General features: G+C 57.9%; 12 protein-coding genes. 10 read left to right on the top strand and 2 right to left on the bottom strand.

Annotation, left to right across the window (positions count from 1 at the left end; genetic code table 11):
* Positions 1 to 52 precede the first annotated feature (52 nt).
* From KSF73_07895 to KSF73_07870, 6 genes are all read left to right on the top strand, one after another.
* A complete protein-coding gene (locus KSF73_07895) occupies positions 53 to 526 on the top strand; it encodes a CYTH domain-containing protein (GenBank protein MBV1775638.1) in 474 nt (157 codons plus the stop codon).
* Positions 519 to 1,934, top strand: a complete 1,416-nt coding sequence (hemL, locus tag KSF73_07890; protein MBV1775637.1) for a glutamate-1-semialdehyde 2,1-aminomutase — start codon at positions 519 to 521, stop codon at positions 1,932 to 1,934. Before KSF73_07895 ends, hemL begins: the two co-directional genes overlap by 8 nt.
* Before the next feature lie 3 nt (positions 1,935 to 1,937).
* Positions 1,938 to 2,873, top strand: coding sequence for a hypothetical protein (locus tag KSF73_07885; protein ID MBV1775636.1), 936 nt, complete (start codon positions 1,938 to 1,940; stop codon positions 2,871 to 2,873).
* An 84-nt stretch (positions 2,874 to 2,957) separates the two neighbouring features.
* Positions 2,958 to 3,470, top strand: coding sequence for a GGDEF domain-containing protein (locus KSF73_07880; protein ID MBV1775635.1), 513 nt, complete (start codon positions 2,958 to 2,960; stop codon positions 3,468 to 3,470).
* 126 nt (positions 3,471 to 3,596) lie between these two features.
* Complete coding sequence (locus tag KSF73_07875; protein ID MBV1775634.1) at positions 3,597 to 5,594, top strand: S9 family peptidase; 1,998 nt, start codon at positions 3,597 to 3,599, stop codon at positions 5,592 to 5,594.
* Positions 5,595 to 5,818: 224 nt separating this feature from the next.
* Complete coding sequence (locus KSF73_07870) at positions 5,819 to 7,843, top strand: TonB-dependent receptor (GenBank protein MBV1775633.1); 2,025 nt, start codon at positions 5,819 to 5,821, stop codon at positions 7,841 to 7,843.
* A gap of 76 nt (positions 7,844 to 7,919) precedes the next feature.
* Here the strand turns inward: KSF73_07870 and KSF73_07865 are convergent, their stop codons facing one another.
* A complete protein-coding gene (locus KSF73_07865) occupies positions 7,920 to 9,098 on the bottom strand; it encodes a hypothetical protein (GenBank protein MBV1775632.1) in 1,179 nt (392 codons plus the stop codon).
* 201 nt (positions 9,099 to 9,299) lie between these two features.
* Here KSF73_07865 and KSF73_07860 point away from each other — a divergent pair, with 201 nt between their 5' ends.
* Entirely contained in the window at positions 9,300 to 10,898 is a 1,599-nt protein-coding gene (locus KSF73_07860) for a hypothetical protein (GenBank protein ID MBV1775631.1), read from the top strand.
* A gap of 29 nt (positions 10,899 to 10,927) precedes the next feature.
* The gene (locus KSF73_07855; protein MBV1775630.1) at positions 10,928 to 11,569 is read left to right on the top strand and encodes a response regulator transcription factor; all 642 of its coding nucleotides are present in this window, start codon (positions 10,928 to 10,930) and stop codon (positions 11,567 to 11,569) included.
* Here the strand turns inward: KSF73_07855 and gshB are convergent, their stop codons facing one another.
* On the bottom strand, positions 11,570 to 12,511 hold the full coding sequence (gene gshB / locus KSF73_07850) for a glutathione synthase (GenBank protein MBV1775629.1): 942 nt from the start codon (positions 12,509 to 12,511) through the stop codon (positions 11,570 to 11,572).
* A gap of 262 nt (positions 12,512 to 12,773) precedes the next feature.
* On the opposite strand from gshB, the gene KSF73_07845 reads away from it, so the two are divergent.
* Both KSF73_07845 and KSF73_07840 read left to right on the top strand, forming a co-directional pair.
* A complete protein-coding gene (locus tag KSF73_07845; GenBank protein MBV1775628.1) occupies positions 12,774 to 16,271 on the top strand; it encodes an indolepyruvate ferredoxin oxidoreductase family protein in 3,498 nt (1,165 codons plus the stop codon).
* A 240-nt stretch (positions 16,272 to 16,511) separates the two neighbouring features.
* Entirely contained in the window at positions 16,512 to 18,248 is a 1,737-nt protein-coding gene (locus KSF73_07840; protein ID MBV1775627.1) for a M60 family metallopeptidase, read from the top strand.
* Positions 18,249 to 18,291 lie beyond the last annotated feature (43 nt).

Below are 18,291 nucleotides of genomic sequence, written 5' to 3'. Positions count from 1 at the left end.
TCGGTCATTTCCGGCACCTTTGATCGCCGGATCAACCAGATGACCACATTCAATGGCCCACGAAATCGAACGACGCTTCCACCTGAAAAATGATGCCTGGCGCGGCCGCGCCGAGGGCGAATGGCTGAAGCAGGGTTATCTGTCTGTCGAACCCGAGCGCACCGTGCGCGTTCGCATCAAGGGTGATCAGGCCTGGCTGACGCTGAAATCCAATATCAGCAATGTATCCCGTCACGAATTCGAATACGAGATTCCCCGTGCGGATGCCGACACCATCCTGTCGACCATGTGCCCCATGGTGGTCGAGAAAAAGCGCCATCGCATCCAGATCGGCCCGCATCTGTGGGAAGTAGACGAATTCTATGGTGCCAATGCCGGGCTGGTGCTGGCCGAAATCGAACTGGGCAGTGAAGACGAAGCCTATGATAGACCCGACTGGCTGGGCCACGAAGTCACCGAAGATCCGCGCTACACCAATGCCTATCTAAGCAAGCATCCATGGCCGAGCTGGGGACAGCATGGCTGAATCGCCGCTGATCAAGCGCGTGCCCGCACATGAGCGCACCGCCGCCAGCACGCATCGCCGCAACCGAACACCTGTCGCCGCAACTGCGCGTGCGGCATCCGATACCGAATTACAGCAAGGACATCCCATGAGCAAGAATGAAGCCCTGTTCCAGCGCGCCCAGCGCCATATCCCCGGCGGCGTGAATTCGCCAGTCCGTGCCTTTGGTGCAGTGGGGGGTACCCCGCGCTTTTTCGCCAAAGGGCAGGGCGCCTATGTGTGGGATGCCGATGGCAAGCAGTACACCGACTATGTGGGCAGCTGGGGTCCGCTGATTCTCGGCCATGCCCATCCGGCCGTGCTGGATGCCGTGTACAAGGCGGCTGCGGACGGCATGAGTTTTGGCGCGCCAACCGAGCGCGAAATCGATCTGGCCGACCTGCTGGTCGATATGCTGCCGTCGATGGAACAGGTGCGACTGGTGTCGAGCGGTACCGAGGCCACCATGAGCGCAATCCGGCTGGCGCGTGGCTTTACCGGCCGCGACAAGCTGATCAAGTTCGAGGGCTGCTACCACGGTCACTCGGACAGCCTCTTGGTGAAAGCCGGTTCCGGCTTGCTGACCTTCGGCAATCCGTCGAGCGCAGGCGTACCGGCGTCTGTCGCCGAACACACCATCGTGCTGACCTATAACGACGTCGCCCAGCTGGAAGAAGTGTTCGCGAATCAGGGCGACCAGATCGCCGCCATCATCGTCGAACCCTACTGCGGCAATATGAATCTGGTGCGTCCGAGCATCGAATTTGTTCGCGCCATGCGCGAACTGACGCAAAAGCATGGCGCGCTGCTGATTTACGACGAAGTGATGACCGGCTTCCGCGTGGGTCTCGGTTGTGCACAGGGTCTGCATGGCATCACCCCGGACCTGACCACGCTGGGCAAGGTGGTGGGCGGTGGCATGCCGTTGGCCGCATTCGGTGGTCGCGCCGATGTGATGGGCAAGATTGCGCCGCTGGGCCCGGTGTATCAGGCCGGTACGCTGTCGGGCAATCCGGTGGCCGTCGCTGCCGGTATCACGACCCTGAATCTGATCCGCGAGCCGGGTTTCTTCGAGACCCTGACCGCCCAAACCCGGACGCTGGCCGAAGGTCTGGCCGCCGCAGGCAAGACAGCAGGCGAAACCTTCTCCACCGACTCGGTGGGCGGCATGTTCGGTCTCTACTTCACTGCCACACCGCCCAAGCGCTATAGCGATGTGATGTCGACCGACAAGGCGCGATTCAACGCCTTCTACCACGGCATGCTGGACGAAGGCGTGTACTTTGCCCCGGCGCTGTATGAGGCGGGTTTTGTGTCAGCCGCACATACCGAAGCCGATATCCAGGCAACGATTGACGCCGCTGCCCGCGTATTTGCCCGGCTCGGCTAAGCCATGACAGACGCCCGGTCTCGCTGGGAATGGTTGCAGTGCGGTCCCTCACTGACCGCGCTGTGCGAAGCCTATCCTGACGACTGGGCGCTCATTCGCGCCGAGCTGGCCGACGTGTTTGCGCGGCGCGATCCGGCAGAACTCAAGGCGCTGGTCGAAAAGAGTAATGTCCGCAAGGTTGCTGACCCGCGTTTTCTCTCCGGCGAACGCACAGGCCGGGCGTTTGATGCGTTTGTGACCGAACAGATCCGCCAGCGCATGCGCCAGCTGGCCTTGCGCCAGTATGCATTCAGTTCCGCAACGGGCGTCTATGCCGGCAAAGCACGGTTTGGCTGGATCAATGGCCTGATCGCGCAAAAGCTGCTGTTCCGCCGCGCGCTGGAACGCAAGCCCGTCTCGCTGAGATGGTTCCGTCTGATCTGGCCGCTGCTGTGGCAAAAGCGCCTCTTGATGCCGCTGGTGGAGAAACGCGGTATCTGGTGCTTTTACTCACGCGAATTGATCGCGGAACTCGCCACCCTGATCGGCACGCGCAGCTGCCACGAAATTGCCGCAGGCGATGGCACGCTGACGCGCTTTCTCAAGGACGCGGGCATCAACATCACCGCCAGCGATGACTACAGCTGGAAGAGCGTGGTCAGCTATCCGGAATTCGTCAGTGAACTGGATGCACCGACCGCCTTGCAGCGATTCAAGCCGGAAGTGGTCATCTGCTCATGGCCACCATCGGGCAATACCTTCGAGCGCAAGGTATTTCGCAGCCAGCATGTGCAGCTCTACATCGTGATCGGCAGCGAATCGCGCTTTATTACCGGTAACTGGGACGAATATCTGGCACAAACTGCCTTCGAGATGGAAGCCCGCCCCGATCTCGGCAAGCTGGTGCTGCCACCTGAGTTACAGGCGGGCGTGTGGATTTTCAGACGCAAAACTGGATGAAAACAGTCGCTTAGATTGCCCTGACATCAATTGCTGCCTAGTATGAAATGACTTCATCCACTCAACGCAGCTGGCAGAGCATTCATGATCAAGGACGATATCGAAGCGCGAGATTTCTTCCTGCACACGCTTGAGTGGCTGGCAGCAGTGATGGATCGCTATCCCGGCTATCTGTATTTCGGGCTGGTGCTGGTCAGCTACGCCAGCGCGGACGAACTGGGCAAGCACTTCGGCGCCAAGGAAGCCGTGCGCCAGCTCGGTGAGGTGGGCGATTCGCTCAAGGATATCCTGCGCAAGACCGATTTGATCGCTCGCGACGGCACCGATTTCTGGATTCTCACCCCCTACACCCCCGCCAACGAAACCATCCGCGACAAGGTACTCAGCACGGTGCAGGCATTGCCGCACCAGGAGCTGGGAATTGTCGAGCGCGATGTATCGATCTTTGCATTGCCCATCGACCTTGGTCCCGCTTCGTTGCGCCAGAAGCCGGAAGATTTGCTGCGCTACCTGAAGGCGAACAGGCAGGCGATGGCCAGTCATTTCTTTAGATTAAGCTTGGATCAATCTACCCAACCGCCAGCATCCGTCGTCTAAACGGCCACATACACTCCTACACCACACTTCGACGCCCATCTAGGGCACAATGACTCCTTTCGTTGACTACACAACGAATCATTTTGTAAATCTATAAAATCAAATATTAAACATTGGGAGTCGAACTTGAAATTTCCTATTCTCGGCTTAGCCGTGAGCTTATTAGCCGCCTATTTGCCAAGCAATGCAGCAGGTAACCCACCCGCTCAAGACTTTTTCTCAGTCCAGCACATTGCACAAGCTACCCCGTCACCGGACGGCAATTTAGTTGCCGCATTGATCAAGAGTCCCTTGGGCAATTTATCCCTAACCATTCTGGAAGCAGCCAATCCGAACAATGTCAAAGTCATTGCCCAGATCAAGGATACGGATATCTCCAGCTTTTCATGGGTGAATAATAAGCGCCTTGTTTTTTCGCTATCTGACTCCAAAGGGGCTCACAATCATGTCACCGGCAATCTGTTTGCGGTGAATGCAGATGGATCGGAACAGCGCCAACTGATTGAAGGCAACTGGAATTATGAGCAGGAATCAACCGGCTCCCACCTCAAAAAGCGCGTTTTGCCACCGGATTATTTCTTCTATCAGAGCCTGGACGATAACAGCAACGATATCATCATCGGTAAGGCTAAATATGTCAGTGTTGACAATTCGTTCGATTCCGTTAGCTTATATCGTTTAAATACGTCGACCCTTGAGCTGAGCAATCTGCACGATGATGTGATTCCACCGCATGCCGCTGACTGGCTGCTGGATGGCCGCAATACCCCGCGCGTCGTCACATCCGTTCATGGTGGCATATACAAGCTGTATCATCGCGATACGGCGGGTGGCAAATGGAAGGTGCTGCAGGAAGTACCCCAATTTTCGCGCGATCTCATGCAGCCGAAGTTCATTGATCAGCAAGGTGATTTATATGTCACCAAGCCTAATGAAAATGGTATATCAGATTTATTCAAATATGATGTTGCCAATCAGTCACTCAGCAATGAGCCTCTCATTACCCTGAAGGACTTCAACTTTAACGGCAGCCTCAAGCATGAGACGGCGACGCATCGTTTATTGGGGTTCGAGTTCGAATCAGACGCACACAATACCATCTGGATTGATCCAGACATGAAAAAGGTGCAAGCCCGAATTGACGATATCCTGCCCAATACAAACAATGAAATTGAATGCATTCGCTGTAGTGGCGCAAAAACATTTGTGGTTGAGGCTTCATCCGATAAACAACCGACCGAATACCTGATCTACAATCGCGAAAAAGATACGATGGTCAGAATTGGTAGCTCCCGCCCCAATATTGTGCCTGCACAGATGGGTGCGCGCGATTTTGTACGCTATCCGGCGCGTGACGGTATGAGCATTCCTGCCTATGTGACGATTCCAGCGCAAACAAGTGGCCAATCCTTGCCCACCATTGTACTGGTTCATGGTGGCCCTTATGTACGGGGCGGACACTGGGCGTGGGATCGCGACGCTCAATTCCTTGCCAGCCGTGGCTATGCCGTCATTCAACCGGATTTCAGAGGCTCTACCGGTTATGGCACAAAGTTCTTCACTGCAGGCATGCATCAATGGGGCCTGACCATGCAGGACGATCTGGCCGATGCAGCGCAATGGGCGATTAAGCAGGGGATTGCTGATCCGAAGCGGATCGCCATCATGGGTGCCAGCTATGGTGGTTATGCCACGCTGATGGGTCTGATCAAACATCCGGATCTTTTCAGATGCGGGGTTGAATGGCTGGGCGTAACCGATATCAATCTGATGTTTACCGCCACGTGGAGTGATGCCTCGGTTGACTCAGTGAATCACTCCATGAAAGAGCTCATTGGTGACCCGGTCGCCGATGCCGAACAGCTCAAGGCTACCTCACCGATCAACCTGGCCGACAAACTCAAACAGCCTCTGCTCATGGCGCACGGCGCAGCTGATCGTCGCGTCCCCATCGAACATGGCACCCGCTTCTACAATGAAGTCAAAAAGCAAAACGCCAACGTCGAATGGGTGGTGTATCCCGAAGCGGGCCACGGCTGGCATCTGGAGAAAGACCGCATCGACTTCTGGACACGCGTGGACGCCTTCCTCGACAAGCACCTGAAGCAGGCAAATACACACTAAGCGCATGAACACCAAGGGCCGGTTATCCGGCCTTTTTCATGGATCCGTGTAAGATCTTCGCTTCCTCCGCCTTTGTACTGACGTATTCATTCAAACTTATGCACAATCACGCGCACTTGTCGTCTACCTCTCTTTGGCCAATTCCACTCCTTCTCCCCCTGCTCCTATCGCAACCCGGATATGCGGAAGACGTCGCCTCCGCCAAACGCGTCAGCCCCATCGAATTGACTGCGGCTCCAAGCAATTCAGATCGCACAGCACGCATCTACACCTATGAGGATCTAGCCAAATTCGGCGATGGCGACCTCATGGCGGTGCTGCGGCGCATACCGGGCGTTACGGTGGACACACGCCCCGGCGACAGTCTGGACGATCCGAAAATCAGTCTGCGCGGCATGGGGAACGGCTATACGCGAGTAACCATCGATGGACAGCCAATCAATGCACTCGGCGAGGGCGTTTCGCTCAGCCAGTTTCCGGTAGATCTGGTCGAGCGCATTGAAATGACTTTCGGCGGCGACGCACGCACAAGTGGCGAAGCCATTGCCGGTACGCTGAACATTGTGCTGCGCGAGAGCGCAAAAGCAGGGCTGCAGGTGAGTGCAGGTCTGGTGGCCAGTAAAGGTCACACCGGCAGCCGCACCAGCCTGCTTTATCACGCCGGAGCAGGTGCCTGGCAGTGGCAATTGCTGGTGTCGGGCATGCAGCTGCAAACACAGCCAGACCGTGATCTGGAAACGGTGGAAACCTTCCCTCCGACGGGCGAACGCACCCTGTATCAGCGCGAATACTGGCAGCGACATAACCACGATGATCAGCTTAGCCTGATTCCGTCATTGCAATGGCGCGATGGCTCTGATCTGCTCTCCGCCAAATGGCTGATGGAATATGGCCACCAGACGGCACCGGGTAGCCAGATCGTGACCCAGCACGAAGCGAGTTTTCCGGCGTTTTACCAGTCCGCACAGACCGCACAGTCCAACCTGTACAAGGGAAATATGCTGACTTTGCGCTGGCAACATGCACTGCAAAGTGGTGGTACCTTCATCAGCGATCTGTCACAGCGCCAGCAGCGCAGCCGGAGCGACTTTTTGTGGTTGGCGGAAACCCCCGATCACGAGGCACTCGATCCCGATGGCTCGCTGGATCATGATCACCTGAGTCAGTCTCGATTGCATGCAGGCTGGGATATCCCGCTGGGCACCGGCTGGCGCGGCCAGTGGGGGGGTGAATGGCAGCGCGAACAGATGGAAAGTGACTCACTGTCGCCGGGCGATGACGCGCCCTCATTCAGTGAAATGCGCCGTACCCAATCAGCCGCCTATGCACGCGCCGTCTGGCATCCACTGGAAGCGCTTGACCTAAGTGCCGGTCTGCGTCACGAATCGGCCCTGAATCCCGTCCCCGGACAGGATCGCCGCCATGACAGCATCTGGCTGCCATCCTTGAATGCGGTTTGGACACTGGATGAAGCGGAACAGCAGCAACTCAGCTTTAATGCCGCACGCACCTTGCGCGCGCCGCGCATGAAGGACCTGCGTCGTAATATCCGCCGCTCGGGCTACAACCAGGCCGCCATGCCAGACCAGACGGGCAATCCCTTGCTGGTGCCGGAATTATCCACAGGCATCGAACTGGGTTATCAGGTCAAAGGTACATCCGGTATCAGCTGGGGCGTGAATGCCTTTGATCGCCGGATTCAGGATGTGATTCAACCCGTACTGGCGCAGCAGGCAGACGGCCGCTGGTTGCTCAAGCCGTTCAACACGGGCAATGCACATTTCTATGGCACAGAGTGGTCCCTTAACTGGCATGGTCGCGAGAGCGCGCTCAACTGGCCCGTGTCGGCACACCTCAATTACAGCCGTTACACCTCGCGATTAAGCACGGTTGCATCGCCTTATAACAGCCTCGCCGGCCAGCCTGCAGCGGTACTGGATATCGGGGCAGATTATGCATGGACAACACTCGGGATCGAAGCAGGCGTGAACTATCACATGCAGCCCGCCTACACCCAGCGCACCAGCGACGTGCAGTCCACCTTGTACAATCATCAGGATACGCTCGATGTCTATGTCAGCTATCAGGCCAGCCGCTCGGTCAGCCTGAAACTGGCCATCGATCAGCTTCTGCAGCACGATGTCGTATCACAATCAAACATCGTGCAGAAATGGGGGGGCGTGCAAACGGTGACGATCCGCCAGCATCAGGGCAGGGTGGTGAACCTGAGTGTGGAAGCACGATTCTAGGCATTCGAATCGGTCTGATGGCATACGGAAAACGCCCGGTGGATGCCGGGCGTTTGTTCATGAACAACGGGAGGCATCAAGCGCGACGACAGGTCTCCAGCGCATAACCGCTCGGCGCTTCCATCACCATCAGATTCTTGCTCATGGGCAAGACCAGCTGGGCGCCAGCCTGATTGCCACCGACCACCAGACTCACAAAGCCATCCAGACTCAATAGCTGGCCGTTGCTGCTGTTCACGGCATTAAAGTTAAGCAATCCGCTGCCCGTCTGATTGGACAGTGTGAGTGCCGCACTGGTGGCAGACGCCGTCAGGGTGCCGAGCGTATTGCCCTGTACACCGCAGGTCCAGGTGCCATTCAGTTCGGTACCGGCCAACTTCTTGGCCGGGGCCGCCATAAAGGTTCCCACCCGCACCACGCCTTCGTTATTTTTGCCATAGCGATCCATGACAAGTGCAGGCCCACGGTCGCCCAGAACCACGGTCAGGTTACCGAAGGTATTGCCATCGGCCTGCACGGTATAGAAGGCCCCATTCTGGGCGGCGGTAAAGGTCAGCGTGTGCTTTTCCGGCAAGGTTCCGCTATCCACTACCTGACAGACATTGTCCGCTGTGGCAGCGCCGCCAATACACAGGGTGGCACCTGTACCCGCCGCGTTTACGCGCAATTGTCCAGCCATGAGTTCAGGCACCTGACCATTGGCAGCGTTGCGTGCCGCGCCGAGGAAGTCATACACCCCGGCCAGGCCTGCCGGTTTGCCCAACTGGTAGGGTGTACCGACAACCGAGGTAGCCTTGCCACCCAGCGTGACCGTGCCAAACAGGGATGAAGTCGCCTGATCAAACGTCAGCGCAATCTGACCTTGCAGGGTGTAGGTAATGGTGCCATTCGCCAGTGAACGCACCAGCGTACCGCTGACAGGCGCCAGACCGAACATCGAGTTGATCGGGGTAATCTGATAGCTACCATTGCTGGCATTGATGGCGATTTTCCAGGTATCGCCGATATCGGCGACCACGAAGAAGGTTTCCTGATTTGCAGTTGTATCAACCAGCGTCGCGCCCAGCGCGGTCAGCGTCGCCTGTGCATTGGCATCCGTCGGTACCAGCGCAGAATTGCCAGAGGGTGGCACGGGCGGGGTCGGCGGGGTGACCGGCGTGGACGAATCGGAACTACCTCCGCCACCACAGGCAGAAAGCATCAGCGCCAAACTGACGCTAGCGGAAAGAAGAATTGGCTTGTTCTTGCTGGTCATATTGCCCTCGGTCATTCGCGGAAGAGTAATGGGACGCGCCGGATATCAGAATGGATGCGCATGGTGCCGCACTGTAGATATCACCCGAGCGGTGCGGCATCACTCCAAAAGCGACAGGGGTCAACTTAAAGTTGACCCGCATCGGGACAGGCTGATCGCTGGCTCGTTACAATCGCCCCATCTTCCCGTCAGGACATCGCCTTGATCCGCATTTCATCCCGGCAACGCTGGCTATTGGGCGTGCTCATCTGCATTTCACTGTCAGCCTGTGTGTTGATCACCCAACGCATGCAGCGTGAACGGCGTATAGATGCCAATGCCCGCCTGCAAAAAGCCAGTACGGGATTAAATGCCTATCTATCGAGACGCCTGGGCCTGTTGCTGAACAGTCATTTTTTCCTGCTTAATTTTGTGCAGCCAGATGCAGGAGATGGCCTGCGCATCGATCCTCAGGCCGATGCATTGCGCATGGGCTGCCACGGGGCAATGACGCTCAACGACGGCAGTCTCGTACGGCTGGAAATTGTGTTCAATGCGCACTGGTATCGGTGTCAGGCCAATGGCGAGCCGATGCTCAGTGGCCAGACCAGCCGCTCAGACCTCGCCATACTGAAGCAGGTGCAGATGCTGGCACCAGATAGCGGCGTCCATGCCGGACCCGCGAGCGCATCCCAAAACACGGCCAGTCCACCCATTATGGAGCTACTTACCCCGGTCTCCATCAACAATCGCATCGTCGGTTTTACCCGCAGCCACATTCACCTCGGCACCCTGATATCGTCCTATCCCGATGGCCCGCCTGCGGGTGGCAGGCTCGGCTTGCGGCTGGATGGGGAGCATTCGGGCACAACTGGGTGGCTCTGGCAAAAAGGTCAATTCGCACCACAGATCGAGGCAAACAATGTCTTGTCCACCCACCTGACTCTGACCTATCCGATGCTGGATGGTCGGCCATACCCGCTCGTAATCGAATCCAGCGCCCCCTTTGTATCGGGACCGGGCAGCCGGGGCGTCTGGATAGTGGGCGGACTGCTGTTGCTGGCCAGCATCGTGAATGGACTGGTGTACCAGTTGATGCGCGCACATGCGCGGCTCGGCCAATCCCTGCAGATCCGCACCCGGCGCCTACAGCGCAGCAAGCGCACGCTGGCAGAAAAGCAGGCCGAATCCGTCCAGCTCATGCAGGCACTGACACGAGCAGGCGAAAGCGAACGGCAGCGTTTAGGCGGCGAGCTGCATGACAATACCGGCCAGCTACTGGTGGCTGCGCGCCTCTTGAGCGACCACATCGGCCACAGCTGCGCACCTGCACTGCGTCCGTTCTGTGATGAGTTGAGCGATGTACTGGGAGAGGCAGTGCGCTCGGTGCGCATCAGTGCACACCGCCTGGATCAGCCCGACGCCACTCGTGGCGGCCTGATGACCGCGTTACAGCACATGGCGCGTCAGTTTTCCCATGGTGGATGCTCGGTCGAGGTTCAAGGTGATGCCACAGGCGCACACAATGAATCCGACGCGCTGCACCTGCTGCGCATCGCGCAGGAGGCCGTCAACAACGCCATTCGTCATGGTGGCTCCACGCGCGTCGAAGTGGTTCTGGGCGGTGAATGCCTGCTGGTCATCCGCGATAATGGCGGTGGATTCAATCCACAGCAAAGCATATCCGGCATGGGCATGCGCACCCTAGCGCGTCGGGCTGGTTTGCTGCAGGCGCGTCTGGATATCCACAGCCAGCCCGGACACACCGAGATCCGGATCATCCCGGCAACTGTGCCAGCATCTGCCGCCGCCATTATTTGAAACCCATTTTGAGTCGAACGGAACCTGCCATGACGCCAACCTGCCTGATTGTGGATGACCACCCCATCGTCCGTCTGGGACTCGGGCGGATTGTCGGGCAATGCCAGCCAGACTGGCAGATTGTGGAGGCGGGCACACTGGCTGAAGCACGCGAAATGCTGGCTAAGCATCCCATCCGGCTGGTGATGCTGGATATGCGTCTGGGCAAGGAAAGCGGGCTGACGCTGCTGAAAGACATCCGCAGCCAGTGGCCTCTCCTGCCAGTGCTGGTGCTATCGATGCATGATGATCCGGCGCTCATTGATCAAGCACTCGCGGCGGGTGCACGCGGCTATCTGGTCAAGGATCTGGCGGCGAAGCAGCTGGCGGAAGCGATACAGGCCGTGCTATCAGGTCGGCGCTATGTGCCGGCACATCTGGCCGAACGCCTGTATTTCCACCATATCGAACCGGGCGGCTTTGACAGCCTCACCCCGCGCGAACGGCAGATTTTTGCCTTGCTGGCAGAAGGGCAGTGCAAAAAGAAAATGGCGCTTGCCCTCGGCATCAGCGCCAATACCGTCGAAACCCACCGCCAGCGCCTGCGTGCCAAACTGGGCGCCCGCGATAATCTGCAACTGGTGCAGATGGCGGTAAGGCGGTTTGGGCAGGCGGCTGAGCTGGCAATTTAATTAAGCGAGCGCCCCCACCAGCGCATCCACAAACAGCCCCGCCACATTGATGCCGCTCTGCGCCGTAATTTCCTGGAAGCAGGTGGGGCTGGTGACATTCACTTCGGTCAGGTTGTCGCCAATCACATCGAGCCCGACCAGCAGCAAGCCATCGGCCACCAGTGTCGGCGCCAATGTTTCAGCAATCTCACGATCCCGTACCGAGAGCGGACGCGCCACGCCGGTGCCGCCTGCAGCCAGATTGCCGCGCGTTTCGCCTTGCTGCGGGATACGCGCAAGACACCAGTCCACCGGCTTGCCACCAATCACCAGCACACGCTTGTCGCCGTCCTTGATCGCGGGCAGGTAACGCTGTGCCATCACGGTGACCGTGCCGAGGCGGGTCTGGGTTTCCAGAATCGCACCGATATTCGGATCATCCTCGCGCAGACGGAAAATGCCGCTGCCACCCATGCCATCCAGCGGTTTGACGATGATGTCGCCATGCTCCGATAAGAAACGTCGGATATCGCTTGCCTGACTACTCACCAATGTCGGCGTGGTGAACTGGGCAAAGCGCAAAATGGCGAGCTTTTCGTTATAGCTGCGCAGCGACGACGGCCGGTTGAATACGCGGGCGCCGGTGCGCTCGGCATGCTCCAGCAGATGGGTGGCATACAGATATTCGCTGTCGAACGGCGGGTCCTTGCGCATGATCACCGCATCGAAGCTGCTTAGATCGCGGGTCTGACGGCCAAGATCGGTAAACCACGCATCTGCATTGCCGGTCAGCTGGATCGCCCGGACATCCGCCAGCACGCGCCCACCCTCGATACGCATGTCACGCTGCTCGAAGGCATACAGCGTCATTCCCCGGCTCGCCGCCTCGCGCATCATGGCGAAGGTAGAGTCCTTATAAATCTTGAAGGTAGACAGCGGATCAGCAAGAAAGGCGAGTTCCATATCGGCACCAGCAGACAAATCAAAACAGCAGCGTAACTCAAACTAGTCAATCTTTCGATGGGCGGACTGTTGTAAGCATGCGGAAATTTGCAACTGGCACTATTGTCTAACGAGGATTAGAGGCAAAACCCTCAGAAAGCGCTTAGAATTCGCGCGCCCCCGGCCGCACAAGACGGCCCATCTGCGTTCTGGTCACAAGCTGGAACTGCAGCAGCCCCGAGGTTTCAGACCCGGGGCCACCACCCAAGGACTAGGAGACATCATGGGAATTACCGTTTCCCTGGAAGACAAGTACACCCTTGAATCAGGCCGTGCCTTCATGACTGGCACACAGGCACTGGTTCGCTTGCCTATCCTGCAGCATCAGCGTGATCAAAAAGCTGGCCTCAATACCGCTGGCTTCATTTCCGGCTATCGCGGTTCGCCTCTTGGCGGACTGGATCAGGAACTGTTCCGCGCCAAAAAGTATCTCGAACCCCGCAATATCGTCTTCACACCGGGTGTGAACGAAGATCTGGGTGCGACCGCCGTCTGGGGTTCGCAACAGGTTGGCCTGTTCCCCGATGCGAAGTATGAGGGCGTGTTCGCCATGTGGTACGGCAAGGGCCCGGGCGTCGATCGCTCCGGCGACGTGATCCGCCATGGCAATGCAGCCGGTTCCAGCCCCAAGGGCGGCGTGCTGCTGATTGCGGGTGATGACCACGCAGCCAAGTCGTCCACCCTGCCGCACCAGACCGACCACGCCTTTGACGCCTTCATGGTGCCGGTGCTGAATCCGGCAGGCGTGCAGGAATTCCTCGATTACGGTATCCACGGCTGGGCGCTGAGCCGCTATTCCGGCTGCTGGGTCACCCTGAAAGCCATTTCCGACACCGTCGAATCGTCGGCGATTGTGGATGTTGATCCCGATCGAGTGCAGACAATTATCCCGGACGATTTCAAGATGCCGGATGGCGGCCTGAACATTCGCTGGCCGGACCCGCCTCTGGTGATGGAAGAGCGTCTGCTGCATCACAAGCTGTATGCCGCACTGGCCTATGCCCGCGCCAACAAGCTGAACCGCATCGTGGTGGATTCGCCCAAGCCGCGTCTGGGGATCATGACCTCCGGCAAGAGCTACCTGGATGTGATGCAGGCGCTGGACAACCTCGGCATCGATGCCAAGCTGGCCGAAGAGATCGGTCTGCGTATTTTCAAGGTGGGCATGACCTGGCCGCTCGAGCCGAATGCCACCCACGCCTTCGCCGAAGGCCTGGACGAAATCCTGGTGGTAGAAGAAAAACGCCAGGTGATGGAATACCAGCTGAAAGAACAGCTGTACAACTGGAAGGAAGAAGTCCGTCCGCGCGTCATCGGCAAGTTCGATGAAAAGGGCGAATGGAGCCTGCCGGAAGGCCAGTGGCTGCTGCCCGCCGCCGGTGAACTGACGCCTGCGATGATCGCTCGTGTGATCGCCTCGCGGATTGCCCGTTTCTATACCAGCGAAGTGATCGAACAGCGCCTGAAGTTCCTGACCGAGAAAGAGCAGCAGCTGGCCAAGCCGCGCGAGCATATTCTGCGTCAGCCGTACTTCTGTTCGGGCTGCCCGCACAATACCTCCACCAAGCTGCCGGATGGTTCCTTGGCGCTGGCTGGTATTGGCTGCCACTACATGGCCATGTGGGTCACACCGGGTACCAAGATGTTCAGCCAGATGGGTGGCGAGGGCGTCACCTGGGCCGGCATCCAGCCGTTTACCAACACCAAGCACATGTTTGTGAATCTGGGTGACGGTACGTATTTCCACTCCGGTATTCTGGCGATCCGTCAGGCTGTGGCCGCCAAGCTGAATCTGACCTACAAGATTCTCTACAACGACGCGGTTGCCATGACTGGCGGCCAGAACGTCGATGGCACGCTGACTGTGCCGATGCTCACCCGCCAGCTTGAAGCCGAAGGCGTGAACAAGATCATCATCACGTCCGACGAGCCGGAAAAATACGAAGGCGTAACCGGCTTGGCTGCCGGTATCACCATTCACCATCGTTCCGAACTCGACCGCATCCAGAAGGAACTGCGCGAGATTCCGGGCGTGACCGTGCTGATCCACGACCAGACCTGTGCCGCTGAAAAGCGCCGTCGTCGCAAGCGCGGCAAGATGATTGATCCGCCCCGCCGTGTGGTGATCAATGAGCGCGTGTGTGAAGGCTGTGGCGATTGCAGCCGCAAGTCGAACTGTCTGTCGGTGATTCCGCAGGAAACCGAATACGGCCGCAAGCGCAAGATTGATCAAAGCTCCTGTAACAAGGACTTCTCCTGTGTGAACGGCTTCTGCCCGAGCTTTGTGATGCTCGAAGGCGATGTGAAGATCAAGCGTTCCAAGCAGGGCAAGGATGCCTTTGCCTCGCTGCCCAGCCTGCCTGCCCCGAGCCTGCCGGCGCTGAACGAACCGTGGAGCGTACTGGTGACAGGCGTGGGCGGTACCGGCGTGGTGACCATTGGCGGCGTGCTCGGTATGGCTGCGCGCATCGACAACATCGGCGCCACCATCCTCGACCAGACCGGTCTGGCACAAAAGGGTGGGGCCGTGACCACGCACATCCGCTTTGCGCAAACCCAGCAACAGCTGCATGCCGTGCGGATTGCCGCCGGTGACGCGAACGTGCTGCTCGGTTGCGACATGGTGGTGAGCGTGACCTATGACGTGGTAGCCAAGCTGCGCCGTGGCTTCAGCCATGCGGTGCTCAATAGCTATCAAGCCGCAACGGGCGACATCACCAAGCAGCCGGACATGAAGTTCCCGGCGCCTTCGATGATCGAAACCGTGCGCGACTGCGTAGGCGACAATCTGGATCTGGTCGATGCCACCCAGATCGCCACAGCACTCTTGGGCGACTCGATTGCCACCAATATGTTCATGCTGGGTGTCGCCTTCCAGCGCGGTCTGATCCCGGTCTCCGAGGCTTCGATCATGCGTGCCATCGAACTCAACGGTGCCGCCATCGACATGAACAAGCAGGCCTTCGTATGGGGTCGTCATGCCGTAGTTGATCGCAGCATGGTGGAAAAAGTGGCCTTCCCGAAGGTCAGCGAAGCCATCAAGCTGGCCAACCAGACACTGGACGAATTCGTTGCCCGCCGCGTGGCCGATCTGGTGCAGTATCAGGATGCAGCCTACGCCAAAAAGTACTCGGATCTGATCGAGCACGTCCGCGCTGCCGAGCGCCGCGTGTCGCCGGAATCGGAATTGCTGAGCTGGGAAGTGGCCCGCGCCTATTACAAGGTGCTGGCCTATAAGGACGAATACGAAGTCGCGCGTCTGTACACCGACGGCGAATTCCAGAAGTCCATCGCCGAGCAGTTTGACGGCGACTTCAAGCTCAACTTCCACATCGGCCCGACCTGGCTGCAATGGCTGGCCAAGCAAGGCCAGGCACGCAAGTTCAAGTTCGGCCCATGGCTGATGTCCGGCTTCAAGGTACTGGCCAAGATGAAGGGTCTGCGTGGCACCGCGCTGGATGTGTTCGCCCACTCCGAAGACCGCAAGGTGGAACGCCGCCTGATCGGTGAACTCGAACAGTGCGTTGACACCCTGCTGCAAGGGCTGAAGGCAGACAAGCTGCAAGAAGCCGCCAATGTCGTCGCACTCACCCACGGCATCCGTGGTTACGGCCATATCAAGCTGGAAACCTACGCCAAGGTCAAGCCGAAGTGGGATGATGCACTCAAGTCATACCAGAGCCCGGCTGCAGCAACTGAAAAGCCGGTGGCACATGTGTAAGGCTGTCTAGGTCTGAAATGACAAACCCCCGAGGAATCGGGGGTTTTTTCATGCGTGTCCGCTGTCAGCTTTGCCTAGTCCGCGTATTAGACTCGGATCAGCACGTATCTTTTTTACAAATTCTTAACAAATTTCACAGGTCTTGAACAGCTGTGCATACCACTTCGGCATAATCATAAATCGAATAAACAAATAACTTTTCATCACATGAACATCCCAAACAGAACCCTCCCCACCCTAATGACACTAGCCTGCCTGCAAGCCACGCTCCTACTAGGCGCCTGCGGCGGATCATCGGGGGACTCATCAGCCCCTACCCAGGCATCCCCTTCGATCAGCAACCCGATCACGGATGCGAACACCAAATACTTACTGCTCAGCGAGGTGACAAGCCTCAATTCGCTTGCAGTTGACGCTATCCGCCCGCATCGCACGGCAGAATCGAGTTATGGCGTCATCCCCAAGGATGCCCCCAGACTCAAGGGCAAAACCGTTAACATCAACGGCAACTGGTCGGGCATGCTTGCTACCGGCATGTATGCAGCACCGGGCGACGTGGTCGAGATCACCGTCCCGCCCCAGCTCGTCAATCAGGGCTATTACATCCGTTTAAGCGGCCACGTTGATGATATTCGCGACAATCGCGAATGGTTACGAATGCCTTATGGCATCCAGCGCAGCTTTGCGATTACCCAGGCGACTACCCGGGTCGCCACACCCTACGGCGGTGCGATCTACATCGATACGCTAGATGGTGCGGACTCGAAAACCATGCGTAAATTGGGTGACGTGCCGATTGTGATCAGCGGCGCCATCGAAGCGCCATACTTCGTACTGGGCAAAACCAGCAATGCCGACTGGGTAAACAAGATCCGCCAGAATCCAGCCCCGTATGCCGAGTTTGTCACTGACCATGTGGCGCTTTCTGTTCCCTCATCCATGATCCGCCTGCTAGCCGATCCGGAAGCACTGGCAAAATACTGGGATGATTATGTAGCGTTTCAAGACTGGGTAGGCGGCACCGAGGCTTACCGCACCGGACCAGATCGCATCAATTTCGATGTCCAGATCAGTATGGGTTATCTTCACTCTGGTTATCCGATTCAGGGGCCATACAATGTGGAGGCCTCCAGGAATCTGTTAAATCTGGATGTATTGCGCAAAGAAGGCGAGTGGGGCTATTTCCACGAAATGGGCCATGAAATGCAGATGCAGCCGCATCTGTGGGGTGGCTACTGTGAAGACAATGGCTTTACCTTCAAAGACAATGTCGAAGTCACCGTCAACATCTTTGCCAAAGCAGCGGCCGACAAAATGTCGCCATTTTCCAGTCCGAACGCAGGATCAGGCTATGGTTGGGCACCGTATGCCGGTCAGGTGCTGAAACGGGCAGTCACCGCGGTACAGGACAGCAGCAAGTCCACGTTTAACCAGAAGGATCAGTATCCCTTCTATTTCTCGCTGGCTGATGGATTTGGCTGGGATATCTATCGCAAGGTACTGAGTAGCTATGTAGAAGACGCGCGTGCTAATTCACCGGCCTTTCCACGTAAAGATCAGGACAAGAAGGATCAATGGCTGATCCGCTGGTCGAAGCTGTCCGGCTACAATATGGTCGAGTACATGGTAAACCGCTGGAAGCTGGAGGTGACACCCGCCGCCATCGCCACCGTCAATGCCATGGGCCTGCCTACCTGGCTGCCCGCCACATCGAGCATCGACAATTTCCGGCTGGCCGCCAATACCACCAGGCAGCTTGATCTGAAAAACAGCGGCTTTAACCTATCCGGCAAGGCCGAGTTTGTGCGCGTCACCCCGGGCAGCAACCATACCCTGACGCTCAATGCCGATGGTACCTACACCTTCACCCCCAAGCCCGGCGCACTGGGCCGCGACCAGATCAAGGTGGTGTACAAATCCGAAGCGGGCAACGAGGTCGAAACCCGGATTCAGGTAGAGATTCTGCCGGCGCAGTAGTCAGGCAAGCGCGACCAGAATGGACAAACCCCCGATGTGTCGG

Source organism: Burkholderiaceae bacterium DAT-1, from assembly GCA_019084025.1.
In the GTDB taxonomy this organism is placed as follows: Bacteria; Pseudomonadota; Gammaproteobacteria; order Burkholderiales; family Chitinimonadaceae; genus DAT-1.
The sequence above is the reverse complement of the archived record's forward strand: the minus strand, read 5'-3'. Positions and strand labels throughout refer to the sequence as shown.

Coding starts and splice junctions, on each gene's coding strand:
- KSF73_07840 (MBV1775627.1), top strand. CDS start 16,512: ATGACACTAGCCTGCCTGCAAGCCACGCTCCTACTAGGCGCCTGCGGC.
- KSF73_07855 (MBV1775630.1), top strand. CDS start 10,928: ATGACGCCAACCTGCCTGATTGTGGATGACCACCCCATCGTCCGTCTG.
- gshB (MBV1775629.1), bottom strand. CDS start 12,511: ATGGAACTCGCCTTTCTTGCTGATCCGCTGTCTACCTTCAAGATTTAT.
- KSF73_07880 (MBV1775635.1), top strand. CDS start 2,958: ATGATCAAGGACGATATCGAAGCGCGAGATTTCTTCCTGCACACGCTT.
- KSF73_07845 (MBV1775628.1), top strand. CDS start 12,774: ATGGGAATTACCGTTTCCCTGGAAGACAAGTACACCCTTGAATCAGGC.
- KSF73_07885 (MBV1775636.1), top strand. CDS start 1,938: ATGACAGACGCCCGGTCTCGCTGGGAATGGTTGCAGTGCGGTCCCTCA.
- hemL (MBV1775637.1), top strand. CDS start 519: ATGGCTGAATCGCCGCTGATCAAGCGCGTGCCCGCACATGAGCGCACC.
- KSF73_07865 (MBV1775632.1), bottom strand. CDS start 9,098: ATGACCAGCAAGAACAAGCCAATTCTTCTTTCCGCTAGCGTCAGTTTG.
- KSF73_07895 (MBV1775638.1), top strand. CDS start 53: ATGGCCCACGAAATCGAACGACGCTTCCACCTGAAAAATGATGCCTGG.